Source organism: Pantoea sp. ANP04 (assembly GCF_041982285.1).
In the GTDB taxonomy this organism is placed as follows: Bacteria; Pseudomonadota; Gammaproteobacteria; order Enterobacterales; family Enterobacteriaceae; genus Pantoea; species Pantoea eucalypti.
Window position 1 is genome coordinate 1 of record NZ_JAUTYS010000147.1, and the last position, 540, is coordinate 540.

At 41.1% G+C, this 540-nt stretch carries 1 protein-coding gene; it reads right to left on the reverse strand.

Annotated elements, in window-relative coordinates:
• Positions 1–180: 180 nt before the first annotated feature.
• Positions 181–540: exonuclease SbcCD subunit D C-terminal domain-containing protein (locus Q7C21_RS22815; RefSeq protein ID WP_375151212.1), on the reverse strand; the 360-nt coding region annotated here is incomplete at its 5' end.

Consider the following 540-nt stretch of genomic DNA (forward strand, 5'->3'; position numbering starts at 1 on the left):
GCAAATATGCCTTCATTGATAAACGCGGAATCAGCGAAATCGATATGCCATTCGCCCTTTAAAGAGTTTAAGTTTTTGAGTCGCAGTTCGATTAGGCGCATGTGTCGGTCTTTGTCGTTTGAATGGATGGTTGTGATTGGGCTTTGGAACTTATGTTTTGATGCCGCGCTCATTGCTCATTTATTCAGCTTGAACGTCATCATGGTAGATATTATGGAGTATCTGCTGATAGGCGCTGCGTAATGAGGCTTTTTGGGTATCGGCAATGCCATTGATTTCTAAGCATTTATCAAACACATCAAGCTCATTTAAATCTTGTAAGGTTACAGAAGATTGCTGCTGATTGAGGACTTTATTGTAGGTGCGCGTATTTTTGATTTTTAACACTTCGCAAGTTAAACCCTCAATCATGGCATTCACTTCTTCACGCAGCTCATTGACGATTTCATCACCGTCATAAATCACTTCTAGCCAAATAGACTCTGAGGACTTTAATGATTTTATCGTAGCAGCGATGGCGGTCAAATCGCCCGTTATCTG